Consider the following 16,271-nt stretch of genomic DNA (forward strand, 5'->3'; position numbering starts at 1 on the left):
GCCAGGTAATCGGTGGACACTCGGTCCGGAAGTGACTGTAACAGCGGCCCGGAAACGCCTCGGCGCCGCCCACGGGCCCGGTCCACCTGGGGTGGAGCGGGCGCCACGGACGGCGCCGGGGGACGTGCGGTGGGGCCTACAGCTCGGAGACCGAGCCGCCGGCCGCCGAGATCTTCTCGCGCGCGGACGCGGAGAACTTGTGGGCCTTCACGGTCAGGGCGACGCCCGAGAGCTCGCCCTCGCCGAGGACCTTCACGAGCTGGTTCTTGCGAACCGCGCCCGCCTCGACCAGCTCGGCCGGACCGATCTCGCCACCCTTCGGGAACAGGGTGGCCAGCTCGCCGACGTTCACGACCTGGTACTCGACCTTGAAGCGGTTCTTGAAGCCCTTGAGCTTCGGGAGCCGCATGTGCAGCGGCATCTGCCCGCCCTCGAAGCGCGGGGACACCGTCTTGCGGGCCTTGGTGCCCTTGGTACCGCGACCGGCGGTCTTGCCCTTGGAGCCCTCACCGCGACCCACACGGGTCCGCGCCTTCTTCGAGCCCGGGGCCGGCCGCAGGTCGTGGAGCTTGATGACGGAGTTCTCGTTCTCGCTCACGACTGCACCTCCTCCACGGTCACGAGGTGGCGCACGGTGTGGACGTAACCGCGGGTCTGCGGGTCCGCCTCACGCACCACCGACTGCCGGATCTTGCGCAGGCCGAGCGAGCGCAGCGTGTCGCGCTGGTTCTGCTTGCAGCCGATCCGGCTCTTCACCTGGGTGATCTTCCACGTGGCCATGTCGCTCACACCTTCGCCGCGTCGGCCTCGGCGCGCTGGCGCATCATGCTCGCCGGGGCGACGTCCTCCAGCGGCAGGCCGCGGCGGGCCGCGACCTCCTCCGGACGCTGCACCGACTTCAGCGCCGCCACCGTGGCGTGCACGATGTTGATGGCGTTGTCGGAGCCGAGGGACTTGGACAGGATGTCCGAGATCCCCGCGCACTCCAGCACCGCGCGGACCGGGCCGCCGGCGATGACACCGGTACCCGGGGAGGCCGGGCGCAGCATGACGACGCCGGCGGCGGCCTCACCCTGCACGCGGTGCACGATCGTGCCGCCGATGCGGGGGACGCGGAAGAAGTTCTTCTTCGCCTCCTCCACGCCCTTGGCGATCGCGGCCGGCACCTCCTTGGCCTTGCCGTAGCCGACGCCCACCAGGCCGTCACCGTCGCCGACGATCATCAGCGCGGTGAAGCTGAACCGGCGGCCGCCCTTGACGACCTTGGCCACGCGGTTGATCGTGACCAGCCGCTCGATGTACGGGGTCTTGTCCTGGGCCGCCCCGCCACGGCCACCGTCCCGGCGGTCCCGGTTGTTGCGGTTGTCGTTCCCACCGCTGCCGCCCGGGGCTCCGCCGTCACGCCGCGTACGTCCCGGCATCAGACAGTCCCTTCGATCTTCTCGGTCTGGTTCATCAGAACTCCAGGCCTCCCTCGCGGGCGGCGTCGGCCAGGGCCGCGATGCGCCCGTGGTAGGCCAGCCCGCCGCGGTCGAACACGACCGTGGAGATGCCCGCCTCCTTGGCCCGGGCGGCGATGAGCTCGCCGACCTTGGCCGCCTTGGCCTTCTTGTCGCCCTCGACGCCACGCACCTCGGCGTCCAGCGAGGACGCGAAGGCCAGCGTGTGGCCCGCCAGGTCGTCGATCAGCTGGACGGTGATGTGCCGCGAGGAGCGGTTGACCGCCAGCCGCGGACGCACCGGCGTCCCGGAGATCTTCTTCCGGAGCCGGGCGTGCCGGCGGATGCGCGAGTCGCGGCGCTTGCGCGCCACCTGGGACGCCATCCGGCGGCGGGCGGAACCCGACACCGTCTCGTTCGTCTCGGCCATCACTTACCCGTCTTTCCGACCTTGCGGCGGACCTGCTCGCCGGCGTACCGCACACCCTTGCCCTTGTACGGGTCGGGGCGGCGCAGCTTCCGGATGTTGGCAGCGGTCTCGCCGACCAGCTGCTTGTCGATGCCGGAGACCGAGAACCGGGTCGGCGACTCGACCGCGAAGGTGATGCCCTCCGCCGGCTCGATGACGACCGGGTGCGAGTAGCCCAGGGCGAACTCGAGGTTCTGCCCCTTCAGCTGCACGCGGTAACCCACGCCGTGGATCTCCAGCTTCTTCTCGTAGCCGGCGCTGACGCCGACCACGATGTTGTTGACGAGGGAGCGGGTCAGGCCGTGGTAGGCCCGGGTCTCGCGCTCCTCGTTCGGCCGCTTCACCAGCACCGTGCCGTCGTCATCGCGCTCGATCGTGATCGGCTCGACGGCGGTGTGCGACAGGGTGCCCTTGGGGCCCTTCGCGGTGACCGTGCGGCCGTCGATGGTGATCTCCACGCCGGACGGGACGGTGATGGGCAGCTTTCCGATGCGTGACATCGTTCGTTACCCCTCTCTCACCAGACGTAGGCGAGGACTTCCCCGCCCACGCCGCTCCGGTAGGCCTGCTGGTCGGTCATCAGACCCTGAGAGGTCGAGATGATCGCGATGCCGAGGCCACCCAGGACCCGCGGCAGGTTCGTCGACTTCGCGTACACACGCAGACCGGGCTTGGACACCCGGCGCAGACCGGCGACGCTGCGCTCACGGTTGCGGCCGTACTTCAGCTCGACGACCAGGGACTTGCCGACCTCGGCGTCCTCGGTGTGGTGTGCCGCGATGTAGCCCTCCTTCTGAAGGATCTCCGCAATGGCGACCTTCAGCTTCGAGTGGGGCATCACGACGCGGTCGTGGTAGGCCGAGTTCGCGTTCCGCAGACGGGTCAACATGTCTGCGATCGGATCGGTCATCGTCATGGTGTCTGTCTCTTTCCCGCCGTGGTTCCTCGTACCGGCGCGGTGCCCCTGTGCGGGGCACCGCACCGGTGCGGGCCTGCGGCGATCGGATCCGCTGCCCCGCGGACGCGGGGCGGTCGGATCACCAGCTGGACTTGCTCACACCCGGCAGCTCGCCGGCGTGCGCCATGTCTCGCAGGCACACGCGGCAGAGGCCGAACTTGCGGAACACGGCACGCGGCCGGCCGCACTTGTTGCAGCGGGTGTAACCCCGCACGGCGAACTTCGGCTTCGCGTTCGCCTTGTTGATGAGCGCCTTCTTCGCCATTCGCTCAGCTCTCCTTGAACGGGAAGCCCAGGTGGCGCAGCAGCGCCCGGCCCTCGGCGTTCGTGGTCGCGGTGGTCACGACCGTGATGTCCATGCCCCGCGGCCGGTCGATGGAGTCCGGGTCGATCTCGTGGAACATCGACTGCTCGTTCAGGCCGAACGTGTAGTTGCCACGCCCGTCGAACTGGTTGCCCTCGAGGCCACGGAAGTCGCGGATACGGGGCAGCGCGATGGTCAGGAGACGGTCGAGGAACTCCCACATCCGGTCGTTGCGGAGGGTCACCTTCGCACCGATCGGCATGCCCTCGCGCAGCTTGAACTGCGCGATGGACTTGGTGGCGCGACGCAGCTGCGGCTTCTGGCCGGTGATGGTGGCCAGGTCCCGCAGCGCACCGTCGATCAGCTTCGAGTCGCGGGCGGCGTCACCGACACCCATGTTCACCACGACCTTGGTCAGGCCGGGGATCTGCATGACGTTGGTGTAGCCGAACTCCTCGCGGAGCTTGTCAAGCATCTCGTCGCGGTACCGCTGCTTGAGCCTCGGCACGGTCTTCTCAGCCGTGGTCATCTCAGATCTCCTTCCCGTTGCGCCTGGAGATCCGGACGCGGCGGGTGGTGCCGTCCTCGCCCTCGACGGCCTTCTTGCCGATACGGGTCGGCTTGCCGTCGGAGTCGCACACCATCACGTTCGAGACGTGGATGGCGGCCTCCTGGGTGACGATCCCGCCGCTCTCGGCCCCGCGCTGGTTCTGGCTGATCCGGGTGTGCTTCTTGATCCGGTTCACGCCCTCGACCAGCACGCGCTGGCGCTCCGGGTAGGCCGCGATGACCTTGCCCCGTGCACCCTTGTCCTTGCCGGCGATCACCAGAACGGTGTCGCCCTTCTTGACCTTCATCTTCGCCTTCATGTCAGAGCACCTCCGGGGCCAGGGAGATGATCCTCATGAACTTGCGGTCGCGCAGCTCGCGCCCGACCGGGCCGAAGATACGGGTCCCCCGAGGTCCGTTGTCCGCCTTGATCAGCACGGCGGCGTTCTCGTCGAAACGGATGTAGCTGCCGTCGGGACGGCGCTTCTCCTTCTTGGTGCGCACGATGACCGCCTTGACGACGTCACCACGCTTCACGCCGGCGCCGGGGATGGCCTCCTTGACCGTGGCGACGATGACGTCGCCGATCCCGGCGTAGCGCCGCGCGGAGCCGCCCAGCACCCGGATGCACAGGATCTCCTTGGCACCGGTGTTGTCGGCGACGCGCAGCCGCGACTCCTGCTGGATCACTTCGACTCCTACTTGGCCTTCTCGAGGATCTCCACCAGCCGCCAGCGCTTGGTCGCCGACAGCGGACGGGTCTCCATGAGGCGGACACGGTCGCCGATACCGGCGGTGTTCCCCTCGTCGTGCGCCTTGACCTTGCTGGTCCGGCGGATGACCTTGCCGTACAGGGGGTGCTTCACCCGGTCCTCGAGGGAGACGACGATCGTCTTCTCCATCTTGTCGGACACGACCAGGCCCTCGCGGACCTTGCGCTCCCCGCGCTCGTCGTTCTTCTGCTCGTCGCTCACGCCGCGCCCTCGCTCTCGGTCGGTGCGGCGGAAAGGCCGAGCTCACGCTCGCGCATCACGGTGTAGCACCGCGCGATGTCGTGACGGACGGCCCGCAGCCGCCGGTTGTTGTCCAGCTGCCCGGTGGCCATCTGGAAGCGGAGGTTGAACAGCTCCTCCTTGGCCTCCCGGACACGCACGACCAGCTCCTCGTCGGAGAGCTCGCGCAGCTCGGCGGCCTTGGTGTTGCCACTGCTCGCCATCAGATGTCACCACCCTCACGGGACACGATCCGGCACTTCATGGGCAGCTTGTGGATCGCACGGGTCAGGGCCTCGTGCGCCACCTCGCGGTTCGGGAAGCTCATCTCGAAGAGCACCCGGCCCGGCTTGACGTTCGTGACCCACTTCTCGGGCGAACCCTTACCGGAACCCATGCGGACCTCGGCCGGCTTCTTGGTCATCGGGATGTCCGGGAAGACGTTGATCCAGATCTTCCCGCCACGACGGATGTGCCGGTTGATCGCGATACGCGCCGACTCGATCTGCCGGTTGGACACGTAGGCCGGCTCCAGCGCCTGGATGCCCCAGTCGCCGAAGGTGACCGCGGTACCACCGCTGGCCATGCCCTTGCGCTTGGGACGGTGCTGCTTGCGGTGCTTGACCTTGCGTGGGATCAGCATCGGTCAGCTCTCCCCACCGTTGCTCTGGTTCTCACCGGAGGCCGGGGCCTCGGCGGTCGCCGTCGCGGCGCCGCCGGCCTGGCCCGCGCTCTGCGCGGCACGCCCGGCCTCGGTGCTGGTCGCAGTGGTGCCCGAGGCACCGGAACGGCGCCGGGCCGGACGCTCGCGGCGCGGGCCGCGGCCCGGGGCCTCGGCGGCGGCCGGGACGCCCTCGCGACGGCCACCGACGACGTCGCCCTTGTAGATCCAGACCTTCACGCCGATGCGGCCGAAGGAGGTCCGGGCCTCGAACAGGCCGTAGTCGATGTCGGCACGCAGCGTGTGCAGCGGGACCCGACCCTCGCGGTAGAACTCCGACCGCGACATCTCGGCACCGCCGAGGCGGCCCGAGCACTGGACCCGGATGCCCTTGACCTGCGGGCTGCGCATGGCCGACTGGATGGCCTTGCGCATCGCACGCCGGAAGGCGACCCGGTTCGACAGCTGCTCGGCGACGCCCTGGGCGACGAGCTGCGCGTCGGACTCGGAGTTCTTGACCTCGAGGATGTTCAGCTGGACCTGCTTCTTGGTCAGCTTCTCGAGGTTGCCCCGGATCCGGTCGGCCTCCGCGCCACGACGGCCGATCACGATGCCCGGACGCGCGGTGTGGATGTCCACCCGCACGCGGTCCCGGGTGCGCTCGATCTCGACCTTGGAGATGCCGGCCCGCTCCATGCCCTTGGAGAGCATGCGGCGGATCTCGACGTCCTCCTTGACGTACTCGGAGTACTGCTTGTCCGCGTACCAGCGCGACTTCCAGTCCGTGGTGATGCCCAGGCGGAAGCCGTGCGGGTTGATCTTCTGCCCCATCAGCGGGCCCTCCCCTTCGCACCACGACGGCCGGCCTTCTGCGGAACCGACTCGACCTCGATGGTGATGTGGCTCGTCCGCTTGCGGATGCGGTACGCACGCCCCTGGGCGCGCGGCCGGATCCGCTTCAGCGTCGGGCCCTCGTCGACCATCGCCACGGCGACCACGAGGGTCTCCGGGTCCAGGTCCAGGTTGTTCTCGGCGTTGGCCGCGGCGCTCGCCACGACCTTCGCGACGGGCTCCGCCGCGGCCTGCGGCGAGAACCGCAGGATCGCCAGCGCCTCGTCGACCGGCAGGCCGCGGACCAGGTCCACGACACGACGGGTCTTCGTCGGCGAGCTGCGGACGAACCGCGCCACGGCGCGCGCACGAGTCGGCTCGAGCGCAGCGCCGGTGGTCTCGGCAGTGGTCTCTGCCATTTTCTCCACCTCTCCTAGTCGCTACTCGGGCCGGCTGCTAGCGCCGACGCGCCTTGCGGTCGTCCTTGATGTGGCCCCGGAAGGTCCGGGTGGGGGCGAACTCGCCCAGCTTGTGACCGACCATCGAGTCGGACACGAACACCGGGACGTGCTTGCGGCCGTCGTGCACGGCGATGGTGTGACCGATCATGTCCGGGATGATCGTGGACCGACGGGACCACGTGCGGATGACGGTTTTCTTGCCGGACTCGTTGAGGACGTCCACCTTCTTGAGCAGGTGGTCGTCCACGAAGGGGCCCTTCTTCAGGCTGCGCGGCATGTCTTACCTCCCTGCTCAGCGCTTCTTGCCGGTACGACGCCGGCGGACGATCAACTTGTCGGACGGCTTGCTCTTGCGGGTGCGGCCCTCGGGCTTGCCCGCCGGGTTCACCGGGTGGCGGCCACCGGAGGTCTTGCCCTCACCACCACCGTGCGGGTGGTCCACCGGGTTCATGACGACACCACGGACGGTCGGGCGCTTGCCCTTCCACCGCATACGGCCGGCCTTACCCCAGTTGATGTTGGCGTGCTCCGAGTTGCCCACCTCGCCGACGGTGGCGCGGCAGCGCACGTCGACGTAGCGGATCTCGCCGGAGGGCATCCGCAGCTGCGCGTAGGGCCCGTCCTTGGCGACCAGCTGGACGCCGACACCGGCCGAGCGCGCGATCTTGGCGCCGCCACCGGGGCGGAGCTCGATCGCGTGCACCACGGTGCCCGTCGGGATGTTGCGCAGCGGCAGGTTGTTACCCACCTTGATGTCGGCCCGGGGACCGTTCTCGATCTTGTCGCCCTGCTTGAGCTTCGCCGGCGCGATGATGTAGCGCTTCTCGCCGTCGGCGTAGTGCAGCAGTGCGATCCGCGAGGTGCGGTTCGGGTCGTACTCGATGTGCGCGACCTTCGCCGGCACGCCGTCCTTGTCGTTACGACGGAAGTCGATCAGACGGTAGGCGCGCTTGTGTCCGCCACCCTGGTGACGGGTGGTGATCCGCCCGTGCGCGTTGCGGCCGCCCTTGTTGTGCAGCGGGCGCAGCAGCGACTTCTCGGGGGTGTCCCGGGTGATCTCGGCGAAGTCCGACACGCTCGAGCCACGACGGCCCGGGGTGGTCGGCTTGTACTTACGAATGGCCATGGGTCAGCTCGCTCCCTCAGCTCGCCGGGCCACCGAAGACGTCGATCGACTTGCTCTCCTCGGAGAGCGTGACGATCGCGCGCTTGGTGTCCTTGCGCTTGCCGTAGCCGGTGCGGGAGCGCTTGCGCTTGCCCGGGCGGTTCAGCGTGTTCACGCTGGTCACCTTGACCCCGAACACCTTCTCCACGGCGATCTTGATCTGGGTCTTGTTCGCGTCCGGTGCCACGACGAAGGTGTACTGGCGCTCGTCGAGCAGCCCGTAGCTCTTCTCCGAGACGACCGGCGCGAGCAGCACGTCCCGCGGGTCCGTGATCACTTGTCGGCCTCCTCAGCGCGGCGGCCGGCAGCCTTCGGCTTCGCGATCGGGCCGGCCAGGAACTCGTCCAGCGCCGCCTGCGTGAACAGCACGACGTCGTTGACGAGCACGTCGTGGGTGTTCAGCTGGTCGGGCGCGATCAGGTGGACCTGCGGCAGGTTGCGCAGGCTCAGCAGGGCGTTCTCCGCGGAACGCTCGACGACCGCGAGCACCCGGCGGGCGTCGGGCACGACGGCCTCGATCGCCTTGCGGGCGGCCTTGGTCGACGGCGCGTCGCCCTCGGAGAAGGCGGACACGACGTGCACGGCGCCGGCGCGGGCCCGGTCGGAGAGGGCGCCACGCAGGGCGGCGGCCTTCATCTTCTTCGGGGTCCGCTGCGAGTAGTCGCGGGGCGTCGGGCCGTGGACGATGCCACCACCGGCGAACTGCGGCGCGCGGATCGAGCCCTGACGGGCGCGACCGGTGCCCTTCTGCCGGTACGGCTTCTTGCCACCGCCGCGGACCTCGCCGCGACCCTTCACGTCGTGCGTGCCCTGACGCGCGGCGTTGAGCTGCGCGGTCACCACCTGGTGCATGAGGGCGATGTTCGCCGTCACGTCGAAGACGTGGTCCGGGAGCTCGACGCTGCCGGAGGCGGAACCCTCGGGGGTCTTGATCTGCACGGTGCTCACTTGCCATCACCCTTCGCGGGGGTCTTCACCACGACGAGGCCACCGCGCGGACCGGGGACGGCGCCCTTGACGAGCAGCAGCCCGCGCTCGGCGTCCACCCGGTGGACCTTCAGGTTCTGCGTGGTCTGGCGGTCGGAACCCATCCGGCCGGCCATGCGCACACCCTTGAACACGCGGCCCGGGGTGGCGCAGCCGCCGATGGAGCCCGGCGAACGGTGCTTGCGCTGCGTGCCGTGCGAGGCGCCCAGGCCCTTGAACCCGTGGCGCTTCATGACACCGGCGAAGCCCTTGCCCTTGGTCACGCCCACCACGTCGACCTCGGCCACCTCGGCGAACGCCTCGACGGTGACCTCCTGGCCGGTGGTGTACTCGGCGGCGTCGGAGGTGCGGAGCTCCAGGACGTGGCGCCGGGGGGTGACGCCGGCCTTGGCGAAGTGGCCGGACTCCGGCTTGTTCACCTTGCGCGGGTCGATGGCCCCGTAGGCCAGCTGGACGGCGGTGTAGCCGTCGGTCTCCTGCGAGCGCACCTGCGTCACGACGTTCGGCCCGAGCTGGACCACGGTGACCGGCACGATGCGGTTGTTCTCGTCGAACAACTGGGTCATCCCGAGCTTGGTGCCCAGGAGGCCGGTGACCTTCTTCGTCTGCTTGGTGGCAGTCGTCTTCTTGAATGCAGCAGTCATCGTCTCCACCCCGCCGTCACTGAATGTTGACGTCGACGCTCGCCGGCAGGTCGATGCGCATGAGCGCGTCGACCGTCTTGGGCGTCGGGTCGAGGATGTCGATGAGTCGCTTGTGCGTGCGCATCTCGAAGTGCTCGCGCGAGTCCTTGTACTTGTGCGGCGAGCGGATGACGCAGTACACGTTCTTCTCGGTAGGCAGCGGCACGGGGCCGACGACCCGGGCACCGGTACGCGTCACGGTCTCCACGATCTTGCGAGCAGACGCGTCGATTGCCTCGTGGTCATAGGCCTTGAGCCTGATGCGGATCTTCTGTCCCGCCATGGTCGTCGGTCGTCCTCTTCTTCCTGCCGCGGGGGTGTCGCGGTTCGGCCCCGTAAGAACTCGCGCCGTGCTGCCACCGGATGTCCGGCGGGCCGGCTGCGGCCCGTGCTCTGTTCAGGTCTCTGTCGGCCCGGAGTCGCGCGTCCAGTCCCCTGGAGCACTCGTCCTGCCGGGGCTCTCCGGTCCACGAGGTCGGGCGTGTCGCGCCCTACCCGCATGGTTGTGCCCGGGTCACCGCGTCCCACCCCCATCTGGGGCGGGCATGTCGCTCGGAATCTCCCTGGTTCACGCGGCGGACCACGGAACCGGGGCTGACAACGAACATGGCGCGTGGTCCGCGACCCCTGGACTACCGGAGACCGGGAACAGAGGCGGCGCTTCCACGCGCCATGCTCATCGTGCAACCCGTCAAGGATGACACACCGCTGTGCGGCACCCTCGACCGGGGGGTGGGTAACGGGGCCGCCCCGGGGGACGGCCCCGTCACGTCACGCGTTGATCTTGGTGACCTGGCCGGCGCCCACGGTACGGCCACCCTCACGGATGGCGAACTGCAGGCCCTCCTCCATGGCGATCGGCTGGATCAGCTGAACGCTCATGGTGGTGTTGTCACCCGGCATGACCATCTCGGTGCCCTGCGGGAGGGTCACGACGCCGGTCACGTCGGTCGTCCGGAAGTAGAACTGCGGACGGTAGTTGTTGAAGAACGGGGTGTGACGGCCGCCCTCGTCCTTGCCCAGGATGTACACCTGGCCCTCGAACTCGGTGTGCGGGGTGATCGAACCCGGCTTCACGACAACCTGGCCGCGCTCCACGTCCTCACGCTTGATACCGCGCAGGAGCAGACCGACGTTCTCGCCGGCGCGACCCTCGTCGAGGATCTTGCGGAACATCTCGACACCGGTGACGGTGGTCGAGGTCTTGTTCGGCCGGATGCCGACGATGTCGACGGTCTCGTTGACCTTGACGATGCCGCGCTCGATACGGCCGGTGACGACCGTGCCGCGACCGGTGATCGTGAAGACGTCCTCGACGGGCATGAGGAACGGCTTCTCGATGTCGCGCTCGGGCTCCGGGATGGCCTCGTCGACCGCGTCCATGAGCTCGACGATGGCCTCGGCCCACTTGTCGTCGCCCTCGAGCGCCTTCAGCGCCGAGACGCGCACGATCGGGAGGTCGTCGCCCGGGTAGTCCTGAGCCGACAGCAGCTCGCGGACCTCCATCTCGACGAGCTCCATGATCTCCTCGTCGTCGACCATGTCCGCCTTGTTCAGGGCGACGACGATGTACGGCACGCCGACCTGACGCGCGAGCAGCACGTGCTCACGGGTCTGGGGCATCGGGCCGTCGGTCGCGGCGACCACCAGGATCGCGCCGTCCATCTGGGCGGCACCGGTGATCATGTTCTTCACGTAGTCGGCGTGCCCGGGGCAGTCGACGTGCGCGTAGTGCCGCTTCTCGGTCTGGTACTCGACGTGCGCGATCGAGATGGTGATACCGCGCTGGCGCTCTTCCGGCGCCTTGTCGATCATGTCGAACGCCGAAGCCTCGTTGAGGTTCGGGAACTTGTCGTGCAGAACCTTGGTGATGGCCGCCGTCAGCGTGGTCTTGCCGTGGTCGATGTGACCGATGGTGCCGATGTTGACGTGCGGCTTGGTCCGCTCGAACTTCGCCTTCGCCACTGCTGGGTCCTCCTGGACTCGTGTCTGTACTCCGCCGTGCTGACGGCAGGTCTGTGGGTGTCGGGTGGTGCGGGCCGCGGACCTTACCGATCCGCGGACCGCACCCTCCGAGCAGGTCGGGCACTGGGGCCCGCCCCGGGGAGCTCTTACTCGCCCGTGGCCTTCGCGATGATCTCCTTCGCCACGTTCGCCGGAACCTCGGCGTAGGAGTCGAAGACCATCGTGTAGTTCGCCCGGCCCTGGGTCCGCGACCGCAGGTCGCCGACGTAGCCGAACATCTCGGACAGCGGCACGGTCGCCTTCACGACACGGGCACCGGCCCGCTCCTCCATGGCCTGGATCTGGCCGCGGCGGGAGTTCAGGTCGCCGATGACGTCACCCATGTAGTCCTCGGGCGTCATCACCTCGACGGCCATCATCGGCTCGAGGATGGCGGGGCTCGCCTTGCGGGCCGCCTCCTTGAACGCCATCGAACCGGCGACCTTGAAGGCCATCTCCGAGGAGTCGACCTCGTGGTACTGACCGTCCAGCAGCGTGAGCTTCACACCGACGACGGGGTAGCCGGCCTGGATGCCGTACTGCATGGCGTCCTGGGCACCGGCGTCGACCGACGGGATGTACTCCCGCGGGACACGGCCACCGGTGACCTTGTTCTCGAACTCGTACAGCGCACCGTCGCCGCTGGTGAGCGGCTCGAGCTTGATGATGACGCGGGCGAACTGACCCGAGCCACCGGTCTGCTTCTTGTGCGTGTACTCGAACTTCTCGACGGCCTTCTTGATGGTCTCCCGGTAGGCCACCTGCGGCTTACCGATGTTGGCCTCGACCTTGTAGTCGGACTTCATCCGGTTGACCAGCACCTCGAGGTGCAGCTCGCCCATGCCGGCGATGATGGTCTGGCCGGTCTCGTCGTCCAGGGAGACCTGGAACGTCGGGTCCTCCTCCGCCAGCTTCTGGATCGCCAGCGAGAGCTTCTCCTGGTCCGCCTTCGACTTGGGCTCGACGGCGACCTGGATGACCGGGTCCGGGAAGGTCATCGACTCGAGGACGATCGGGTTCTGCGGGTCGCAGAGCGTGTCCCCGGTGGTCGTGTCCTTCAGGCCGATGACCGCGTAGATGTGGCCGGCCACGGCCTCGTCGACCGGGTTCTCCTTGTTGGAGTGCATCTGGAAGAGCTTCCCGATGCGCTCCTTCCGGTCCTTGGTCGAGTTGATGACCTGGGCGCCGGCGGCGACCTGACCCGAGTACACCCGGATGTAGGTCAGCTTGCCGAAGAACGGGTGCGCGGCGATCTTGAAGGCGAGGGCCGAGAACGGCTCGTCCTTCGACGGCTTGCGGCTCGCCGGCGTCTCGCCGTCGGTGAGGAAACCCTCGACCGGCGGCACGTCGTACGGCGACGGCAGGTAGTCGATCACCGCGTCCAGCATCGGCTGGACGCCCTTGTTCTTGAAGGCCGAGCCGCAGAGGACCGGGTAGGCGGCGCGGTTGGTCACCAGCGCGCGGACACCGGTCTTGATCTGCTCGGTCGTCAGGTCCTCGCCACCGAGGTAGAGCTCCATGAGCTCGTCGTCGGTCTCGGCGACGGCCTCGACGAGCGCCGTGCGGTACTCCTCGGCCTTGGCCTGGAGGTCCGCCGGGATGTCCTCGACGGTGTAGTCCTCGCCCTTGGCGACCTCGCCGCGCCAGGTGAGCGCGCGCATCTCGACCAGGTCGACGACACCGATGAAGTCGTTCTCGGAGCCGATCGGGATCTGGAGCGGGAGCGGGGTCGCGTTCAGGCGGTCCTTGATCGTCTGAACGGTGAAGTAGAAGTCCGCGCCCAGCTTGTCCATCTTGTTGACGAAGCAGATGCGGGGGACGTCGTACTTGGTGGCCTGCCGCCAGACCTGCTCGGACTGCGGCTCGACCCCCTCCTTGCCGTCGAAGACCGCGACCGCGCCGTCGAGCACCCGCAGGGACCGCTCCACCTCGACGGTGAAGTCGACGTGCCCGGGGGTGTCGATGATGTTGATCTGGTGGTTCTTCCAGAAGCAGGTCGTCGCGGCCGACGTGATCGTGATGCCGCGCTTCTGCTCCTCCTCCATCCAGTCCATGGTGGCGGCGCCGTCGTGCACCTCGCCGAGCTTGTAGTTGATCCCCGTGTAGTACAGGATCCGCTCGGTCGTGGTCGTCTTACCGGCGTCGATGTGGGCCATGATGCCGATGTTGCGGACCTTGGTGAGGTCCGTCAGCACGTCCTGTGCTGCCACTGCTCAGCTCTCCCTGGATCGCGAGTTGGCGCCCGACGGTCGGCCGGTCACCAGCGGTAGTGGGCGAAGGCGCGGTTCGACTCCGCCATCTTGTGCATGTCCTCGCGCCGCTTGACGCTGGCGCCGAGGCCGTTGCTGGCGTCGAGCAGCTCGTTCATGAGGCGCTCGACCATGGTCTTCTCACGGCGCTGGCCGGAGTAGGTGACCAGCCAACGCAGCCCCAGGGTGGTCTGCCGGACGGCACGGACCTCGACGGGGACCTGGTAGGTCGCGCCACCGACGCGGCGGCTGCGGACCTCGAGGGCCGGCTTCACGTTGTCGAGAGCGCGCTTCAGCGTGACGACCGGGTCGGTGCCGGTCTTGTCACGGGTGCCCTCGAGGGCGGCGTAGACGATGCGCTCGGCGAGCGACCGCTTTCCGTCCTTGAGGACCTTGTTCACCAGCTGGGTGACCAGCGGCGAGCCGTAGACCGGGTCCGAGACCAGCGGACGCTTCGGGGCGGGGCCCTTGCGGGGCATCAGCTCTTCTCCTTCTTCGCGCCGTAGCGGCTGCGGGACTGCTTGCGGTTCTTCACGCCCTGGGTGTCCAGCGACCCACGGATGACCTTGTAGCGCACGCCGGGGAGGTCCTTCACACGACCACCGCGCACGAGCACGATGCTGTGCTCCTGCAGGTTGTGGCCCTCACCGGGGATGTACGCGGTGACCTCGATGCCACTGGACAGGCGCACACGGGCGACCTTGCGCAGCGCCGAGTTCGGCTTCTTGGGCGTGGTGGTGTACACGCGGGTGCAGACCCCGCGGCGCTGGGGGCTTCCCTTCAGCGCGGCGGTCTTGGTCTTGGAGACCTTGTCCTCGCGGCCCTTGCGGACCAGCTGCTGGATCGTGGGCATGAACCGTCTACTTCTTCCCGTCGACGTGGCTCGACTGTCTCGCTCGCCGTGACACTGGTGATCTTGGTTCGGTGTCCCGGGCTCCGGGCGCCGGCGTGGCTGCCGGCTCTCGCCGGACTCCGCCACCGTCGCGCCGGACCCCGAGGTCGGGCGTGTCGTCCCGGGCACGCTCGGGGCCGGAAGGGCCCCGCGGAGGCTGTCGGGACGTCCGGCGTGCCCTGCTCCGGGGCGCAACCACAGATCTGAGGGTCGGAACCAACGGATCGGTGCACACCACGGGACACGCGGACCTGCCCGACCGGAGCCGAGCACAAGACATGAGAATACCCGGCCCTCTTCGACACGGTCAAAGCGGGTCCGTTCCGGGCGTTCGCCTCGGACCTGCCTTCGGGACCATCGGGGGCTTCGATGGTCCTCGGATCCCCCGGGACGACGCCCCGGAGGAGACCTGTGATGACCCGACGATGCCGCACGACGCCGTCACTGGCAAGCGGACTCACCCGCTCGTCGCAGATCGACGGCCGCTCGTCGCGGTCGGATCGGTGGTGGGCGATGACTGCGCCCCAGCACGATCCCGCCGTGTCGATCACGGTGTGGATCACCCTGTGGACGGTGGCGACGGAGGGACGGTTACGGTCCGGTATGCACCTGCCGACGGCCGTCAACCGCCTCGCCACGCGCGCACTCATCGCGCCCTTGCTCGCCCCGACACTACCCGTCGCCCTGCGACGGCGTGGACTCGACCTCGTCGGCGCGTCGCTCCCGCTCCCCCGCGGCACCCGCCGGGACCTCGGGACGCTCGGCGGCGTGCCCACCGCGGTCGTCGCACCGCCCGGGCCGCTGTCCCCGCACCGGGTGCTCTACCTGCACGGCGGCGGATACCTCGTGGGCTCCTCGGCGTCGCACCGGCCGCTGCTCGCCGGGCTCGCGCACGCCACCGGCAGCGCGGTCCTCGCGCCGCACTACCGGCTCGCCCCGGAGCACCCGTTCCCGGCCGCCCTCGACGACGCGTACGCCGCCTGGACCGCCCTGCGGGGCGCGGGGATCCCGGCCCGGCACATCGCGGTGGCCGGCGACTCCGCGGGCGGCGGGCTGACCATGTCGCTGCTGCTGCGACTGCGCGCGGCCGGCGAGGACCTCCCGGGCTCGATCGGGCTGATCTCGCCCTGGCTGGACCTGTCCTGCACCGCGGACGCGCTCACCCGTAACGTCGTCTCCGACGCGATGCTGGACCCGTCGTGGCTGCCCGACGCCGTCGCCGACTACGCGGGCCCGCACACCGGCGCCCCCGAGCTCCTGCCCCTCGAGGCGGACCTGGCCGGGCTGCCGCCGCTGCACGTCGTCGCCGGTGCCGACGAGATCCTCGTCGACGACGCCGACACCCTCGTCGAGCGCGCCCGCGCGGCCGGGACACCGGTCACCTACGAGCGCGCGACCGGCATGTGGCACGCCTTCCCGACGCTGGCCGGGCTGCTGGCGGAGGCCGACGCCTCGCTGCGCACCCTGGGCCTGGCCCTGCGGGCGGACTGCCTGCGCTGAGGCCCGCTCCCCGCGGGGCGGACCCGGAACGCACGAACGGGGCCGGGCACCGCCACGGGAGCGCGGTGTCCGGCCCCGTCCGGGACCTGTCCGGTCACGGTCCGGACCCACCGTCGTGGGTCCGGAC

General features: G+C 69.1%; 26 protein-coding genes. 1 reads left to right on the forward strand and 25 read right to left on the reverse strand.

Annotation, left to right across the window (positions count from 1 at the left end):
• Positions 1–136: 136 nt before the first annotated feature.
• From rplO to rpsL, 25 genes are all read right to left on the reverse strand, one after another.
• The gene (rplO, locus tag ND486_RS12055; protein WP_208622979.1) at positions 137–598 is read right to left on the reverse strand and encodes a 50S ribosomal protein L15; all 462 of its coding nucleotides are present in this window, start codon (positions 596–598) and stop codon (positions 137–139) included.
• Complete coding sequence (rpmD, locus tag ND486_RS12060; protein ID WP_062403786.1) at positions 595–780, reverse strand: 50S ribosomal protein L30; 186 nt, start codon at positions 778–780, stop codon at positions 595–597. Before rpmD ends, rplO begins: the two co-directional genes overlap by 4 nt.
• 5 nt (positions 781–785) lie before the next feature.
• A complete protein-coding gene (rpsE, locus tag ND486_RS12065; RefSeq protein WP_062397823.1) occupies positions 786–1,421 on the reverse strand; it encodes a 30S ribosomal protein S5 in 636 nt (211 codons plus the stop codon).
• Positions 1,422–1,455: 34 nt separating this feature from the next.
• Positions 1,456–1,869, reverse strand: a complete 414-nt coding sequence (rplR, locus tag ND486_RS12070; RefSeq protein WP_280118285.1) for a 50S ribosomal protein L18 — start codon at positions 1,867–1,869, stop codon at positions 1,456–1,458.
• Entirely contained in the window at positions 1,869–2,408 is a 540-nt protein-coding gene (gene rplF / locus ND486_RS12075; RefSeq protein ID WP_062397827.1) for a 50S ribosomal protein L6, read from the reverse strand. Before rplF ends, rplR begins: the two co-directional genes overlap by 1 nt.
• 17 nt (positions 2,409–2,425) lie before the next feature.
• Complete coding sequence (gene rpsH / locus ND486_RS12080) at positions 2,426–2,824, reverse strand: 30S ribosomal protein S8 (RefSeq protein ID WP_062397829.1); 399 nt, start codon at positions 2,822–2,824, stop codon at positions 2,426–2,428.
• A 121-nt stretch (positions 2,825–2,945) separates the two neighbouring features.
• On the reverse strand, positions 2,946–3,131 hold the full coding sequence (locus ND486_RS12085) for a type Z 30S ribosomal protein S14 (protein WP_020622927.1): 186 nt from the start codon (positions 3,129–3,131) through the stop codon (positions 2,946–2,948).
• 4 nt (positions 3,132–3,135) lie between these two features.
• Positions 3,136–3,699, reverse strand: a complete 564-nt coding sequence (rplE, locus tag ND486_RS12090) for a 50S ribosomal protein L5 (RefSeq protein ID WP_062397831.1) — start codon at positions 3,697–3,699, stop codon at positions 3,136–3,138.
• A 1-nt stretch (position 3,700) separates the two neighbouring features.
• Positions 3,701–4,027: a 50S ribosomal protein L24 gene (gene rplX / locus ND486_RS12095; RefSeq protein ID WP_062403788.1), complete on the reverse strand. Its 327-nt coding sequence runs from the start codon at positions 4,025–4,027 to the stop codon at positions 3,701–3,703.
• A gap of 13 nt (positions 4,028–4,040) precedes the next feature.
• Entirely contained in the window at positions 4,041–4,409 is a 369-nt protein-coding gene (gene rplN, locus ND486_RS12100) for a 50S ribosomal protein L14 (protein WP_010228481.1), read from the reverse strand.
• Between the two features lie 8 nt (positions 4,410–4,417).
• A complete protein-coding gene (gene rpsQ / locus ND486_RS12105; RefSeq protein WP_062397834.1) occupies positions 4,418–4,693 on the reverse strand; it encodes a 30S ribosomal protein S17 in 276 nt (91 codons plus the stop codon).
• Positions 4,690–4,935: a 50S ribosomal protein L29 gene (gene rpmC / locus ND486_RS12110; RefSeq protein WP_020622931.1), complete on the reverse strand. Its 246-nt coding sequence runs from the start codon at positions 4,933–4,935 to the stop codon at positions 4,690–4,692. Before rpmC ends, rpsQ begins: the two co-directional genes overlap by 4 nt.
• Complete coding sequence (gene rplP, locus ND486_RS12115) at positions 4,935–5,354, reverse strand: 50S ribosomal protein L16 (RefSeq protein WP_020622932.1); 420 nt, start codon at positions 5,352–5,354, stop codon at positions 4,935–4,937. Before rplP ends, rpmC begins: the two co-directional genes overlap by 1 nt.
• 3 nt (positions 5,355–5,357) lie before the next feature.
• Positions 5,358–6,203 (reverse strand): 30S ribosomal protein S3, encoded by an 846-nt coding sequence (rpsC, locus tag ND486_RS12120; RefSeq protein WP_020622933.1) that lies wholly within the window; start codon positions 6,201–6,203, stop codon positions 5,358–5,360.
• On the reverse strand, positions 6,203–6,622 hold the full coding sequence (gene rplV, locus ND486_RS12125; protein WP_062397838.1) for a 50S ribosomal protein L22: 420 nt from the start codon (positions 6,620–6,622) through the stop codon (positions 6,203–6,205). The genes rpsC and rplV overlap by 1 nt, the downstream gene beginning before the upstream one ends.
• Before the next feature lie 37 nt (positions 6,623–6,659).
• Positions 6,660–6,941 (reverse strand): 30S ribosomal protein S19, encoded by a 282-nt coding sequence (gene rpsS / locus ND486_RS12130; protein WP_062397841.1) that lies wholly within the window; start codon positions 6,939–6,941, stop codon positions 6,660–6,662.
• A 15-nt stretch (positions 6,942–6,956) separates the two neighbouring features.
• Positions 6,957–7,790: a 50S ribosomal protein L2 gene (rplB, locus tag ND486_RS12135; RefSeq protein ID WP_062397843.1), complete on the reverse strand. Its 834-nt coding sequence runs from the start codon at positions 7,788–7,790 to the stop codon at positions 6,957–6,959.
• A gap of 16 nt (positions 7,791–7,806) precedes the next feature.
• Positions 7,807–8,106, reverse strand: a complete 300-nt coding sequence (rplW, locus tag ND486_RS12140; RefSeq protein ID WP_062397845.1) for a 50S ribosomal protein L23 — start codon at positions 8,104–8,106, stop codon at positions 7,807–7,809.
• Positions 8,103–8,777: a 50S ribosomal protein L4 gene (rplD, locus tag ND486_RS12145; RefSeq protein ID WP_073576470.1), complete on the reverse strand. Its 675-nt coding sequence runs from the start codon at positions 8,775–8,777 to the stop codon at positions 8,103–8,105. Before rplD ends, rplW begins: the two co-directional genes overlap by 4 nt.
• Positions 8,774–9,460, reverse strand: coding sequence for a 50S ribosomal protein L3 (gene rplC / locus ND486_RS12150; protein WP_051050086.1), 687 nt, complete (start codon positions 9,458–9,460; stop codon positions 8,774–8,776). The genes rplD and rplC overlap by 4 nt, the downstream gene beginning before the upstream one ends.
• Before the next feature lie 16 nt (positions 9,461–9,476).
• Complete coding sequence (rpsJ, locus tag ND486_RS12155; RefSeq protein WP_003938093.1) at positions 9,477–9,782, reverse strand: 30S ribosomal protein S10; 306 nt, start codon at positions 9,780–9,782, stop codon at positions 9,477–9,479.
• Between the two features lie 488 nt (positions 9,783–10,270).
• Positions 10,271–11,464, reverse strand: coding sequence for an elongation factor Tu (tuf, locus tag ND486_RS12160; RefSeq protein WP_062397848.1), 1,194 nt, complete (start codon positions 11,462–11,464; stop codon positions 10,271–10,273).
• A 146-nt stretch (positions 11,465–11,610) separates the two neighbouring features.
• Complete coding sequence (gene fusA, locus ND486_RS12165; protein ID WP_308215839.1) at positions 11,611–13,713, reverse strand: elongation factor G; 2,103 nt, start codon at positions 13,711–13,713, stop codon at positions 11,611–11,613.
• Positions 13,714–13,760: 47 nt separating this feature from the next.
• Positions 13,761–14,231, reverse strand: coding sequence for a 30S ribosomal protein S7 (rpsG, locus tag ND486_RS12170; protein ID WP_020622942.1), 471 nt, complete (start codon positions 14,229–14,231; stop codon positions 13,761–13,763).
• The gene (gene rpsL, locus ND486_RS12175; protein WP_020622943.1) at positions 14,231–14,605 is read right to left on the reverse strand and encodes a 30S ribosomal protein S12; all 375 of its coding nucleotides are present in this window, start codon (positions 14,603–14,605) and stop codon (positions 14,231–14,233) included. Before rpsL ends, rpsG begins: the two co-directional genes overlap by 1 nt.
• Before the next feature lie 642 nt (positions 14,606–15,247).
• Between rpsL and ND486_RS12180 the strand changes: the two genes are divergently transcribed.
• A complete protein-coding gene (locus tag ND486_RS12180; RefSeq protein ID WP_251784411.1) occupies positions 15,248–16,144 on the forward strand; it encodes an alpha/beta hydrolase in 897 nt (298 codons plus the stop codon).
• Positions 16,145–16,271 lie beyond the last annotated feature (127 nt).

It is taken from the genome of Pseudonocardia sp. DR1-2 (assembly GCF_023717215.1).
Lineage (GTDB): Bacteria > Actinomycetota > Actinomycetes > Mycobacteriales > Pseudonocardiaceae > Pseudonocardia > Pseudonocardia alni.

What these genes read in the sequence shown, in the direction of transcription:
- rplE (WP_062397831.1), bottom strand. Translation starts at nt 3,699, where the DNA reads ATGACCACGGCTGAGAAGACCGTGCCGAGGCTCAAGCAGCGGTACCGC.
- rpsG (WP_020622942.1), bottom strand. Translation starts at nt 14,231, where the DNA reads ATGCCCCGCAAGGGCCCCGCCCCGAAGCGTCCGCTGGTCTCGGACCCG.
- rpsH (WP_062397829.1), bottom strand. Translation starts at nt 2,824, where the DNA reads ATGACGATGACCGATCCGATCGCAGACATGTTGACCCGTCTGCGGAAC.
- rpsC (WP_020622933.1), bottom strand. Translation starts at nt 6,203, where the DNA reads ATGGGGCAGAAGATCAACCCGCACGGCTTCCGCCTGGGCATCACCACG.
- rpsJ (WP_003938093.1), bottom strand. Translation starts at nt 9,782, where the DNA reads ATGGCGGGACAGAAGATCCGCATCAGGCTCAAGGCCTATGACCACGAG.
- rplP (WP_020622932.1), bottom strand. Translation starts at nt 5,354, where the DNA reads ATGCTGATCCCACGCAAGGTCAAGCACCGCAAGCAGCACCGTCCCAAG.
- rpsS (WP_062397841.1), bottom strand. Translation starts at nt 6,941, where the DNA reads ATGCCGCGCAGCCTGAAGAAGGGCCCCTTCGTGGACGACCACCTGCTC.
- ND486_RS12085 (WP_020622927.1), bottom strand. Translation starts at nt 3,131, where the DNA reads ATGGCGAAGAAGGCGCTCATCAACAAGGCGAACGCGAAGCCGAAGTTC.
- rplX (WP_062403788.1), bottom strand. Translation starts at nt 4,027, where the DNA reads ATGAAGGTCAAGAAGGGCGACACCGTTCTGGTGATCGCCGGCAAGGAC.
- rplR (WP_280118285.1), bottom strand. Translation starts at nt 1,869, where the DNA reads ATGGCCGAGACGAACGAGACGGTGTCGGGTTCCGCCCGCCGCCGGATG.
- rpmD (WP_062403786.1), bottom strand. Translation starts at nt 780, where the DNA reads ATGGCCACGTGGAAGATCACCCAGGTGAAGAGCCGGATCGGCTGCAAG.
- rplB (WP_062397843.1), bottom strand. Translation starts at nt 7,790, where the DNA reads ATGGCCATTCGTAAGTACAAGCCGACCACCCCGGGCCGTCGTGGCTCG.
- rpsL (WP_020622943.1), bottom strand. Translation starts at nt 14,605, where the DNA reads ATGCCCACGATCCAGCAGCTGGTCCGCAAGGGCCGCGAGGACAAGGTC.
- rplC (WP_051050086.1), bottom strand. Translation starts at nt 9,460, where the DNA reads ATGACTGCTGCATTCAAGAAGACGACTGCCACCAAGCAGACGAAGAAG.
- ND486_RS12180 (WP_251784411.1), top strand. Translation starts at nt 15,248, where the DNA reads ATGCACCTGCCGACGGCCGTCAACCGCCTCGCCACGCGCGCACTCATC.
- rplF (WP_062397827.1), bottom strand. Translation starts at nt 2,408, where the DNA reads ATGTCACGCATCGGAAAGCTGCCCATCACCGTCCCGTCCGGCGTGGAG.
- rpmC (WP_020622931.1), bottom strand. Translation starts at nt 4,935, where the DNA reads ATGGCGAGCAGTGGCAACACCAAGGCCGCCGAGCTGCGCGAGCTCTCC.
- rpsE (WP_062397823.1), bottom strand. Translation starts at nt 1,421, where the DNA reads ATGCCGGGACGTACGCGGCGTGACGGCGGAGCCCCGGGCGGCAGCGGT.
- rplV (WP_062397838.1), bottom strand. Translation starts at nt 6,622, where the DNA reads ATGGCAGAGACCACTGCCGAGACCACCGGCGCTGCGCTCGAGCCGACT.